General features: G+C 50.5%; 11 protein-coding genes. 4 read left to right on the forward strand and 7 right to left on the reverse strand.

From position 1 onward, the window contains the following. Position 1 precedes the first annotated feature (1 nt). Both AC1TPC_RS24275 and AC1TPC_RS24280 read left to right on the forward strand, forming a co-directional pair. Complete coding sequence (locus AC1TPC_RS24275; RefSeq protein ID WP_482069326.1) at positions 2–1,183, forward strand: hypothetical protein; 1,182 nt, start codon at positions 2–4, stop codon at positions 1,181–1,183. Then, positions 1,180–1,863, forward strand: coding sequence for a hypothetical protein (locus AC1TPC_RS24280; protein ID WP_482069327.1), 684 nt, complete (start codon positions 1,180–1,182; stop codon positions 1,861–1,863). Before AC1TPC_RS24275 ends, AC1TPC_RS24280 begins: the two co-directional genes overlap by 4 nt. 701 nt (positions 1,864–2,564) lie before the next feature. Here the strand turns inward: AC1TPC_RS24280 and AC1TPC_RS24285 are convergent. The 7 genes from AC1TPC_RS24285 to AC1TPC_RS24315 all read right to left on the reverse strand — a co-directional run bounded on the left by AC1TPC_RS24285 (position 2,565) and on the right by AC1TPC_RS24315 (position 10,562). Then, complete coding sequence (locus AC1TPC_RS24285) at positions 2,565–3,572, reverse strand: GNAT family N-acetyltransferase (RefSeq protein ID WP_482069328.1); 1,008 nt, start codon at positions 3,570–3,572, stop codon at positions 2,565–2,567. A gap of 162 nt (positions 3,573–3,734) precedes the next feature. After that, on the reverse strand, positions 3,735–4,064 hold the full coding sequence (cyoD, locus tag AC1TPC_RS24290; RefSeq protein WP_482069329.1) for a cytochrome o ubiquinol oxidase subunit IV: 330 nt from the start codon (positions 4,062–4,064) through the stop codon (positions 3,735–3,737). 1 nt (position 4,065) lies between these two features. Next, positions 4,066–4,707 (reverse strand): cytochrome o ubiquinol oxidase subunit III, encoded by a 642-nt coding sequence (gene cyoC, locus AC1TPC_RS24295; RefSeq protein WP_482069330.1) that lies wholly within the window; start codon positions 4,705–4,707, stop codon positions 4,066–4,068. Beyond that, positions 4,707–6,677, reverse strand: coding sequence for a cbb3-type cytochrome c oxidase subunit I (locus AC1TPC_RS24300; protein ID WP_482069331.1), 1,971 nt, complete (start codon positions 6,675–6,677; stop codon positions 4,707–4,709). The genes cyoC and AC1TPC_RS24300 overlap by 1 nt, the downstream gene beginning before the upstream one ends. 62 nt (positions 6,678–6,739) lie before the next feature. After that, complete coding sequence (cyoA, locus tag AC1TPC_RS24305; protein WP_482069332.1) at positions 6,740–7,720, reverse strand: ubiquinol oxidase subunit II; 981 nt, start codon at positions 7,718–7,720, stop codon at positions 6,740–6,742. 279 nt (positions 7,721–7,999) lie between these two features. Further along, positions 8,000–8,290 (reverse strand): hypothetical protein, encoded by a 291-nt coding sequence (locus AC1TPC_RS24310; protein ID WP_482069333.1) that lies wholly within the window; start codon positions 8,288–8,290, stop codon positions 8,000–8,002. 172 nt (positions 8,291–8,462) lie between these two features. Beyond that, positions 8,463–10,562: a transglycosylase domain-containing protein gene (locus AC1TPC_RS24315; protein WP_482069334.1), complete on the reverse strand. Its 2,100-nt coding sequence runs from the start codon at positions 10,560–10,562 to the stop codon at positions 8,463–8,465. A gap of 181 nt (positions 10,563–10,743) precedes the next feature. On the opposite strand from AC1TPC_RS24315, the gene speE reads away from it, so the two are divergent. Both speE and speB read left to right on the forward strand, forming a co-directional pair. Further along, the gene (gene speE / locus AC1TPC_RS24320; protein ID WP_482069335.1) at positions 10,744–11,571 is read left to right on the forward strand and encodes a polyamine aminopropyltransferase; all 828 of its coding nucleotides are present in this window, start codon (positions 10,744–10,746) and stop codon (positions 11,569–11,571) included. Between the two features lie 36 nt (positions 11,572–11,607). Then, positions 11,608–12,477 (forward strand): agmatinase, encoded by an 870-nt coding sequence (speB, locus tag AC1TPC_RS24325; protein WP_482069336.1) that lies wholly within the window; start codon positions 11,608–11,610, stop codon positions 12,475–12,477. The last annotated feature ends 13 nt before the right edge of the window (positions 12,478–12,490 follow it).

Genomic DNA, 12,490 nt, shown 5'->3' on the forward strand with positions numbered 1-12,490 from the left:
AATGAGCAAAAGCCCCTTAGCGGCGTTTTTACTTTCGTTTATACCAGGCGTAGGGCATGCCTATATTGGCCGTCCGGTACGCGCCGTCTTGTATGGTGGAGCTTTCTGTGGCCCACTAGGATTGCTTCTTCTATTGGCGATTACAAATTCATCGTTCTTCGATGACGGGTTTGGTTATTTCCTGCTGTTTGTCGCGATAGCAAGCGGGATGATTAACATGATCGATATGATCCTAACCCTTTTACTAGGAAAAGGGCCTCTGGGGGGACAACCGAGCCAACACCATCCCTATGATCCTTATGCCGAGCATAGTGCTGGTTATGTGCCGTTAAATCTGGAATACCAGCGTGAGAAGACGCGTACGATTATGCTCTCCTTTATTCCGGGGCTTGGGCATATGAGTATCGGGCTCATGCAGCGCGGCATTACGTTTATGATCTCGTTCATTGGCTGGTTTGCGATTATCGTCTTCTTGAGCACGATCACGCATAGACCTGAGCTGCTAGTCTTCTTGCTGGCACTGCCGGTCATATGGGTATACAGCATGTTTGATGCGATCGGCAAGCTGCATGCCAAGCAGCGCGGGGAGCTTCTCGTTGACCGCGCCATATTCGAGGATATGGAATCGTACATCTCCTCCGGGCGCAAGAGCAAGGTGCTGGCGATTGCCTTGTCGATTTTCCCAGGTGCGGGACATCTCTATTTGGGCTTGCAGAAGCGGGGACTTCAGCTCATGGGCGGCTTCCTCTTGACCATTTATATTATGGACAATATGCGCTTGTCGCTGTTTTTCTTCCTTCTTCCGCTGTTCTGGTGCTTCGCATTCTTTGATGCGCTGCAGCAGACGTCTCGCTACGAGCGTCAGACGCTTGTCGATGAGCCGGTATTGACGCAGCTTGTCCCCTATCAGCGCTGGTTCGGCATCGCACTGCTTTGTTTTGGCGTTTACTACTTGCTGGATCAAGTGGCACTAGAGGCAACTTATCGCATTTCGGAAAAATTGTATTCGCAATACAAGCAGCTCAAGTATATGGTCCCAACGGTTGTAGTGGCGTTCATCATGATTATGATTGGCCAGCGTCTAGCCTTTGGAAGAAATAAAATGACGAATATAGGAAAAGGGGCTGGGGCTCCGCCTGCGACCCCTACGTCGCTCAGCAAGCGAGAGGAGGAGTCGCGGTGAGTACAGTGAACCTATCTAATCCGGCGGTTCAAGCACCAGACGGCATACGCACCTGGCGCGTCGGCTCGTTGTCGATGGGCGTGACGCTGATGCTCATGGGTACTGCGCTGGCTGTATCCCTTTGGCAAGATATCGAAGCCTATGATGTGCTCATGTGGGTGGCGCCGATTGTTTTTATTATGCTGGGCGCAGAGCTGCTGCTCTATCTGAAGTTTTCCAGCAGCGAGCGGGCAATCGTTCGTTATGACTGGATAAGCGTCTTTTTTGTCGGGGTGATCGGAACCGCAAGCCTCGGGCTCTCCCTGCTCATGTCGACCGGCTTATTCGATGAGCTTCAGCGCGGGCTGCAAATGTCGCAGCGTTCGGCGTTTGTTGACGCCAAAGCGGTGAAGGTGCCTGCGGAGATCGAGAAAATCGTCATCCATTCGTTAAGCAGCGTAGAATATGGGGAGACCGATACGCGCGAGCTGAAGCTTTTTGGACAGGTAAGTTACTGGTCCGCCGAGAAGCTGGAGAGCTTGGATCATAAAATGATGCAAACCAATATCGTCGGCAAGACGATGTACGTCATGATTGGGTCGGTTGAACACCGCGATGGCGGGTTCGTCTCCGACACCGTTAACGCGGAGCTCACGCTCACTGTACCGAAGGGCGTCGAGGTTGTGCAGCGAGGCCGGTGATCCCAAAAGCAGTATGCTCGCTGGGAAGATAGCTCGCTTTGAATGGACTGTTGGAAGTGAAAAAAATAGCGGTACAGGGGGCTATTCCTGTACCGCTATTTTTCTATTCAGGTCTATGGTTGCTTGGCTTCATGAGATTGTGGACAAGCGAAAGTCTCCCACCCTCCAGGTTTACCTATGGCATGCCACGAAGCAGGAATCGGCAGAATCCACGGTTCTTCTGTAGTCTCGGGTTCAATCATGCATGGGGCTGAGCCCTCTTGAGTCACCTTTAACGGGAAAAACTCCCGTTATTTCAACTAGTTTTTGGCAAAAATAAGGTTTAGATGGATTTTCTCCCGTTAATATCTCGCTTTTGACCCTATTTCGGTGTATGTGTTCCGATTAACGGGAGTTTTTCCAGCTACATGAACGAACTGACGTCTTATTAGGAAAATAGATGGAGTTTTTCCTGTTCATTCCACAAAACTGAAATGACTTGAGCTAGCATTTTATTTCAAACATACGGGTTAGAACAATGAGCGCTGGAATAAGCGAAAAAGCCAGTGGAAAGTAAGGTTAAGGAGCGAATGACAGGAGCTTCAGGGCTCTCAAATAGCTGGTTAAAAAATTTCATAGATAGGAACAAGTTAACGAACAGAATTGGGTTGTTCCCATTCCGTGCGAACACTTTTGGGACAGCCCCATTTTGATTTAGGGGCTCATCTGCTCAGAATATCCATGACCTGCGCAACAGGAGCGAGAATACGGTAGGAGCCGCGCAGAGGGACGTAGCCAAGCTTGCGATTGATGTGAAGGATTGGTTCGTTGAGCGAATCATTGTCCGTTCGAATATACGAGGCGCGATTCAGTTGTGCAAGCTCTATCGCTTTTATTTTTAGAGCAAGCGCTACCTTCTTGCCGCGATAGGCTCTGCTCACGGCGGTATATTCATGATACATGCCGTTGGATTTAGCATTATGCAAAACGTTCGTAATGCCGATGAAGGCATCACCGTCCGCTGCGATGATGACCCGCTCAGGCGCATAGCCGTCCACCTTCAAATACCATTTGCGCCATTCTCCAAATTCGGGCACATCACCCATGAAGCCGGGGATATCCACCAGCGTCTCCTTATAGAGCTCATACAGCTTTCGCTCGCTTTCCTCACCGGGCTCATCGGCTAGCGTTAGAAAGCGCAGCCCTGCTGGTTCGGGCATAGCGGGAATATCCGCTAGAGGCTTTCCTTCATCGCTGCCGAGCTGCAGAAGCGATTGAAACGCGTGGCGCTCGATAACAAAGGCTCTCCGATTCGCAAAGCGGAGCGCATCCTCGTTGTCATCCCATACTTCCGTTATCAGCGTGGTTGCGCCGATTTTCAGCGCCCATTGCGAAGCGTGATGAAGCAGAAGCTGCCCTATTCCGCGATTGCGGTGCGCCGCATCCACGACAAGTGTGTTGCACAAATAACCCGGCTCTGTCCATGGTGCTCGCCATGACCAGATATAGCCGACCATTTCTCCGCTCTCCGTAACCGCAACCCGGCGCTCCCGATCGTATCCGGCGAGCAGCCCGTTCTCATCCATCCAGGTGTGCCCGACCTCTTTAAGCTTCTGGTCAGCCTCATGCAGATTAGCTGCTGTAGTCGGCTCTGACCATACTTGATTCAACAATTCCGCAAGCTGCTCATAATCATCCGGCAGTTGCAGAGGACGAAGCTTGATTGACATGGTTGTTGCCTCGCTTTCATTTGAACAATCCTATAACCAGATTATCCCACGTGGTGCTCAAGCGTCGAAAGGGAAAGTTTGGCTATAATCAAAAAAGCTGTGCCACCGTTAGTTAACGATGGCACAGCCTTTATTAGGTGTATTATCTACGGCTGCTGATGATCAGCCAACTGCATTGTAAGTCATAATCCAGATGGAGCCGGCGACGATCGTCAGCAAGATGACGAGGCCGAATATTAGCGCCATGAGGTTGAAGCGGGGCTTCTCCTCGTCACGGATGTGCATGAAGAAGATCAGCTGAACAGCGAACTGCAAGATCGCCATGATGAGAATGAGCACGGTCGTAGCCGTTTTGCTCAGCATATCATTCATGACGACAACGAGCGGAATGATCGTCAGAATGATCGAGAATAGAAAACCGATGACGTAAGACTTCATCGACCCGCCATGGGAGCCGTGCGCATCCTGCGCATGCGTGTTATGCTTCTCCATCCTACATCACCCCCATCAAGTAAACGATCGTGAATACGAAGATCCATACGACGTCCAAGAAATGCCAGTACAAGCTGATAATGCTTACTTTGCGCTTGGTGACCGGCGTAATGCCGCGACGGCTAAGCTGAACAATCAGCGCGACCATCCAGACAAGTCCGACCGAAACGTGAAGTCCATGCGTCCCGACGAGGACGTAGAAGGCTGACCAATAGGCGCTCGTTCCAATATTAGCGCCCTCATGCACCAAGTGCATGAACTCGTTGACCTCTAGAAAGACGAACGATGCGCCTAGCAATGCGGTAATCCCGAGCCAGAGAATCAAGCCGCGCTTGTTCCCCTTGTTCATTTCAAGAACGGCAATACCGCTCGTGAAGCTGCTTGTCAGGAGAATGAAGGTCGAAATGATAATGCCGTTCATTTCGAGCAAATCCGCACCTGTCGGTCCGCCGTCTGTATTGAGACGGAGGACGACAAAGGTAGCGAACAACGTACCGAATAAAATAACGTCGGTTATTAGAAACAGCCAGAAGCCGAACAACTTCATCGATTCTTGATCGTGATGGTCATCATGGTGACCGCCGCCGTGACCGGCACCGTGTCCGCCATGCGCTCCTGCTGGAGTGGAAACTGCATGTGCCATTATTTTGTCCCCCTTAACGCTGCTTCCGTGCGCTCAATCTCATCTACCGGAATGTAGTAATCGGTATCGTAGGAGAACGAACGAACAAGCATACATATGGCTACGCCGATTAGACCCGGTATCGCCATCCACAGCCAATCCCATACGAACCCGAAGCCAGCTGTAAACCAGCATAGCGACATGATGAACGGGATGCCTGAGTTTTTAGGCATATGAATCGGCTCAAGCGGAGCGAGCGGTTTGGCAGGCTGCCCATTTGCAATGCGCTGCTTCTCTTCCCACCACTCGTCTTGGCTCGTAACCTGCGGCAAGCGAGCAAAGTTATAAAGCGGCGCAGGCGAAGGAATCGACCATTCCAGCGTACGGCCATCCCATGCGTCGCCGTCTTTTTCTTTCTTGAAAAACTTGATGCTGTGCGCGATTTGCCACACTTGGAAAATAAACGCGATACCCATTAAGAACGCACCTACAGTGGATACAACGTTAAGCGGCTGCCAACCCATATCGAAGTCGTATGCGTTGAAGCGGCGTGTCATACCCATTAAGCCAAGCGCGTATTGCGGCATGAAACAAACGTAGAAGCCGATGTTCCAGAACCAGAATGCCCATTTGCCAAGTCCCTCATGCAGGCGGAAGCCGAACATTTTTGGCCACCAGTAGTAGAGACCTGCGAAATAACCGAACACGACACCGCCGATAAGCACCTGATGGAAATGCGCGATCAGGAAGTAGCTGTTATGGAACTGGAAGTCAGCCGGTGCAACCGATAGGAGCACCCCGGTCATCCCGCCTACAACGAAGCACGGTATGAACGCTATGGTCCACATCATCGGAGTTGTGAACTTGATTCGGCCTCGATACATCGTAAACAGCCAGTTGAACACTTTTACCCCGGTCGGTATAGCGATCAGCATCGTCGTTAAAGCAAAGAATGCGTTGACGTTGGCGCCGGAGCCCATCGTGAAGAAGTGATGCGCCCAAGTGAAGAAGGAGAAGAAGCTGATCGACATAAGGGCGAATACCATCGATTTGTAGCCGAAGAGCTTTTTCTTCGAGAACGCCGAGACGACCTCGGAGAATATGCCGAATGCCGGCAAAATAACGATATATACTTCGGGATGTCCCCACATCCAGATGAGGTTGATGTACATCATCGGATTGCCGCCGCCGTCGAGCGTAAAGAAATGCGCGCCGAGATAGCGGTCAATGAATAGAAGGAACAGCGTAACGGTCAAAATCGGGAATGCGAACATAATCGTAATACAAGACGATAGAACCGACCATACGAACATCGGCATTTGCATAAGCTTCATGCCTGGCGCACGCATTTTTAAGATCGTGACGACAAAGTTAATACCGGTTGCCAAGGAGCCGATACCTGAAATCTGAATACCCCAGATATAGAAGTCCTGTCCGAGTCCCGGACTGCCTGAGAGCTCAGAGAGCGGCGGATATGCGAGCCAGCCTGCATCAGGCGAGCCGCCGATAATAAAGGAAACGTTAAACAGCATCGCTCCAAAGAAGAACATCCAGAAGCTTAGGGAGTTCAGGAACGGAAAGGCGACGTCACGCGCTCCGATTTGCAGAGGAACGACGATATTGAATAGACCGAACATAAGCGGCATGGCCATGAACAGAATCATGATTACGCCATGTGTTGTGAATATCTGGTTATAATGCTCCGGAACCAGGAACTCGAGCTCCGGTGCGGCTAGCTGAACCCGCATGAGCAGCGCATCGACGCCGCCGCGGAACAGCATAAGGATGGAGGCGATGATGTACATGATGCCGATCTTCTTATGATCGACACTTGTCAGCCATTCCGTCCAAAGCCATCGCCATTTTTTGAAAAAGGTAAGAACGAATATGATTGCGACAATCGACAATCCAATCGACACTTGAGCCCCTAGAATAAGCGGATCGCCAGTAACGAAAAATTCGGATGCGAAGTCTTTAATTTTGTCTAACATTTGGGGTCCTCCTAAAAGTTTGTGGAACAAACTCGCTTCAAAAGCATTCGCTTGTTACTGGTTTAATGACCCGCATGGCTATGTGCGTTAGAGTCATTGCTGCTTGCGTCCGTGTCAGCCGGTGCTTTCTCTTCATCAGCGGCTGCCGGAGCCGTTGCTGCTTCGTCGCCATGATGCTGATGAGCACCGCCGCCGCCATTTATATACTGCATGACGACTTTATTGAACAAGCCTTCAGGGAAGCTGGAGAAAAGCTGTACGTCCGATGTACTTGGCTCGGTTAGCTTCTCGAAGCCTTCCATTGTCAGAGCTGGAGACGACGCTTTTACTTCGCTTACCCACGCCTTATAATTTTCCTCCGAGGTAGCATCGACCTTAAAGGTCATTTTCGCAAAATCTTTACCCGTGAAGTTTGCGCCGGAGCCATAATAGCTGCCTTGCTCATCTGCTTGGAGGAATAGGGTCATGGCCATGCCGGACATGGAATAAATTTGCCCGCCGAGCTGTGGAACCCAGAAGGAGTTCATCGACGTGTCGGCCGTTACTTGAAACTTAATCGGCACATCTTCCGGTATCTTGATGTAGTTGACCGTCGCGATATCCTCATCGGGATATTTGAACAGCCACTTCCAGTCAAGTGATGTGACCTGAATGGTAATGGGCGCCTTAGCCGATTCAATCGGTTTGGAAGGCTCAAGCGCATAGGTGTATTTAACAGTGACGATAGCAAGGATTAGGATGGCTACGATCGGAATGCTCCACCACGTAATCTCAAGCTTCGTGCTATGCTCCCAGTTTGGCTTATAAGAAGCCTTGCTGCCTGGTTTATCGCGGTACCGCCAGACGATAACGGCCGTCAGGATGAGTACAGGCACGATGATAACCGCACACAGAATGGTAGAAAAATAAATCAAGTCTTTTTGAGACTCGCCGATTGGCCCTTTCGGATCGAGCACAATGTATTGCTCGCCGCAGCCGGAGAGCAGAACGGCCATTAACATAATAAGTACGGGTGTCAGCATGCGAAGATACGGTCTCATCATCAGTTCAACTCCTCAAAATTACTGCTTACGACTACAATAGCAGATCCGCAACGGAATAACTGCGGGGTTAACAATAACGTCAAAAATTCGTCTTTTTTCTGTAATAGAAAGTTCACTGCTTAGACAACTGTTGCATTGCATTTAGGAGCATTCTTCACGCGAATTGCTGTACCTATGATTACCAAACTCATTCATTTTTGTCTCATGTCAAAAAGAAATAGACAGCCCCATCGGTCATCGACCAAATAGGACTGTCTATTGCTCCGCTAAATGCGGCCATTATTTGTGTTCATGCTCGCTCAATTCGTGGGGCGGCTGCTCTTGATTCAGGCGTGCGTGGACGAGTCCAATCGCTGTGCCGATGACATAAATATGAACGCTGCCGATTAGGAACCCGATGCCGACCATAAGTCCGACATTTTGATCGCTGAAGTGGCTTAAGTTGGCTACACTGAGCAGAACACCGATGGAAAGAACAACCCAAGCAATAGCTGTCATCGCTTTGACAAGACGCTTGACATCTGACTTAGAAGGCTGAACATGGCTAATTGTTGCTGTTTTCGTTGTCATATTGAACACTCCCGTTTACATTGTAAGTGTTTTCTTATGCTTACTATAACACAACATTATGCTTTTGTTCAAAGAAAATTCACTTTTTGATCATAAATCGGACAAAAATGTGCGAAGGTCATGGCATCGGCAAGAGCGGCAGCCTCTATAGGATATGAAAGAAGCGGACTCTTTAGTCTGTCCACCAGCGCTTCAAATCCGTCCACCAAGAACGGCGGCCCGCCTTTGCTCCATCTCCCGCAGAATCGCTGCCGTCCTCGCCCGCTGGCTCGCCGCATACCTCAGTAGGCTCCGTCCCGCTTAGGAAAGCTTCTAGTCTCTTGTTCGGACAGCTGCTCTCCGCCAGCTTCCCGCTGGTCGGATCGATGTACACCGTCACGACGCCTTCCGGAATCGGGAAGATCTTAGGCGGTACGGAGGCAAGCGCCTGTTCGGTAAACTTGGCGAATATGGGCGCAGCGCGATAAGCCTCGGCAACGGTTAGCTTGCGATCCTTATCGTAGCCAACCCATACGGCTGTCGCCAGCTCGGGTGTATAGCCCACCAGCCATGCATCCGCAGGCGTCGTGCCTGTCTTGCCTGCAACAGGCCGCTTAATAATAGAAGAGACCCGGAATGCGGTGCCGCCTTCCTCGAAGACGCTCTCCATTAAGCTGGTCATCACATATGCCTCCGCTGCAGTCACTGCTTGCTCGGATTTATGCTCCGCTTCATATAAGATTTGGCCCTTGCGGTCCTCGATCCGAATAATCGCGATTGGCTCCTCATGAATGCCGCCATTTGCGAACGTGCCGAAGGCGGAGGCCATTTCAAACGGGCTGACCGGGAAGGTGCCAAGCGCGAGGGAGGGAACCGGCTGCATGGGACTCTCAATGCCGAGCTTCCGCGCGGTTTCAATGACTTTATCAGCGCCAACGGTCATGATTGTATTGACGGCGTAAATATTATCGGAGCTTGCCAGCGCCTTCCGCATATCGATTAACTCATTCAAATACTTATCGCCGTAGTTGCGAGGCTCGTATGTCTTGCGGCCTTCATCATAAGTGAACACGGTCGGCTCGCTCTTGTATCGCGTCATAGGCGACATATATCCGCTCTGCAGGGCAGTTAAATACAAGAAAGCTTTAAAGGAGGAGCCAGGCTGGCGCGTTTTGGCAAATACGCGGTTGTACTGGTTCTTCTTGTAGTTTCTGCCGCCGACCATCGCTTTGATATAACCGTTGCGCGGATCGATGGCAATAAGCGCGGCCTGCTGCTCCGAGCTTTCTGGAATCCCATCCGCAATGACCTCTTCGGCTGTCGCTTGGGCTTCCGGATCAAGCGTCGTATAGATCGTAATGCCGCCCTCGTTGAGCAAATGCTCGTTGATGCCTAGCTTGTCGACAGCTATATACCTTATATAATCACGAAAGTACGGCGCGAAACCCTCTTGCTCGCCAGAGCCGAGCGTTTGGAAGCTTAGCACCTCTGCATAAGCGGCATCCTTCTGCTTAGACGTGATGGAGCCGCCTTCGAGCATCGCCTGCAAAATGGTAAGCTGACGGTCCTTGGCGTTTTTCATATTCAAATAGGGGGAATAATATTTTGGCCCCTTCGGAATGCCGGCGAGCATGGCGCTTTCTGCAAGCGAGAGCTCGGAAGCATGCTTATTGAAATACATCATCGCAGCGGCTTCAATGCCGTAGGAGCCATGGCCGTAATAAATTTGATTCAGGTACATGCCGAGAATTTCATCCTTGGAGTAGCTCATTTCGAGCTGAACGGTATACATCGCTTCCTTCATTTTGCGCTGCCAGGTTCGCTCATGCGTCAAATACAGATTGCGTGCAAGCTGTTGAGTGAGGGTGCTCGCCCCTTGTCGCGCGGAGAAGCTCTGAACGTTCACCATAACGGCGCGCGCCATCCCCTTCATATCGAAGCCGCGATGATCGTAGAAGCGGCGATCCTCAATTGCCAGCGTTGCTTCAACAACGTAATGGGAAATATCCGACAGCTGAACCGAGCGGCGATTCTCGCCAGCATGGAAGGTGTCGATGACGTTGCCTTGCAGATCGAGCATTTGGGATGTCTGGCTGATGGCAGCGACAGGCAGCGTCTGCATGCGCAAGTAAATAAGCGTGCCCACCATGATGAGCACCATTAGAGTGAATGCGGCGGCAGTCCAACGCAGCCACTTTTTTATTTTCAAGAATTGGGGAAGGAACCTCTCGGTCATTATAGGAAAAGCAGGACGGCGTCTTGGCTTGCCCTGCTGGTTGGAAGGCTTTTTCATGGAGCGGGCTCCCTTCAGCGCATAGCTTCACTTTTCCTTAGTATGGAAAAACGGGGAACACCCTATTCACGCAGAGCCGGCGGATCATTAAATTTTTGTATAAAGGGTCGAAAAGGTTGCTTTTTTGGCCTAATTTACTATAATTACGATGAACGATTGAAGGAAAGAAGGGATTTTCGACATGGAATTGTGGTATACGGAAAAACAAACGGACAGCTTCGGCATTACGGCGAAGATTACGAAAACGTATGTTAATGAACAAACGGATTTTCAACAGCTTGATATGATCGAAACAGAAGAGTTCGGAACGATGCTTGTCCTTGACGGCATGGTTATGACAACGGTTAAGGATGAGTTCGTTTACCACGAGATGGTTGCGCATCCTGTTCTTTTTACGCATCCGAATCCGGAGTACGTGCTTGTAGTTGGCGGCGGAGACGGCGGCGTCATTCGTGAAGTGATGAAACACCCGAAGGTGAAGAAGGCTGTTCTAGTCGACATTGACGGAAAAGTTATTGAATACTCCAAAAAATATTTGCCAACCATCGCTGGCGAGCTCGACAACCCGCGAGTTGAAGTGCTTGTGAACGACGGCTTCATGCATATTCATGATCATAAAAACACATACGATGTCATTATGGTGGACTCGACAGAGCCGGTCGGCCCTGCTGCAAACCTATTCACGAAAGGCTTCTACCAAGGCATCTACGAGTCCTTGAAGGAAGACGGCATCTTTGTAGCGCAAACGGACAACCCTTGGTTCAAGGCTGACCTTATCCAAAGCGTAAACAAAGACGTGAAGGAAGTATTCCCGATCGTTCGTGTATACGGCGCGAACATTCCGACTTACCCAAGCGGTCTATGGACGTTCACGATGGGCAGCAAAAAGTACGATCCAACAGCTGTTGACGAGACAGCTATTCCAGAAATCGATACAAAATACTACACGCCGCGTCTTCACAAGGCAGCATTCGTGCTTCCTAAGTTCGTTGAGGATCTTATTAAGTAATAAGCGGCTTATGTTATGAAAGAGAGGACAAGCCTCATGAAATTGGATCAAAAATATTCAGGCAATGTCTTCATCCTGAGCTCTGACAACTATGAAGCTTCCAAAGCGGTTATCTACGGCATGCCGATGGATTTCACGGTAAGCTTCCGTCCAGGCTCGCGCTTTGGCCCTCCTCGCATTCGCGAGGTGTCGATTGGACTTGAAGAATACAGCCCTTACTTAGATCGCAGCCTTGAAGATATTGAATATTTCGATGCCGGCGACCTGCTGCTTCCATTCGGAAATGCAGCGCGCAGCTTGGAAATCATCGGTGAATTCGTTCGCGGCGTTCTGGACGACGGCAAAATCCCTGTTGGACTCGGCGGCGAGCATCTTGTTTCTTGGCCGATTTTCCAAGAGGTGTACAAGAAGTATCCGGATCTTGCGATCATCCACTTCGACGCTCACGCCGATCTCCGTGAGTCGTATGAAGGCGAGCCTCTGTCTCACTCGACGCCGCTGCGCAAAGCTGCCGGTCTAATGGGCGGACAGAACATTTACCAATTCGGTATCCGTTCGGGCTCACGCGAGGAATGGCAATTCGCACGGGAGAACATCAACTTCCATCCGTTCGAGGTTTTGGAGCCGCTGAAGAAGGTGCTTCCTGAACTCGAAGGCCGTCCGGTTTACTTGACGATCGATATCGATGTGCTTGATCCATCCGCAGCGCCTGGTACAGGTACAGCGGAAGCGGGCGGCATTACGTCGAAGGAGCTCATCGAATCGGTGCATGCGATTGCGCGTTCAGGCGTTAATATCGTTGGCTTCGATCTCGTTGAGGTAGCTCCTGCTTATGATCCAACTGAGCAAACGCAGATCGTTGCGGCGAAAGTCATCCGCGAGATGCTGCTAGGATTTTTGAAATAAATTCTATTTATAG

Source organism: Paenibacillus sp. Y280 (assembly GCF_056786335.1).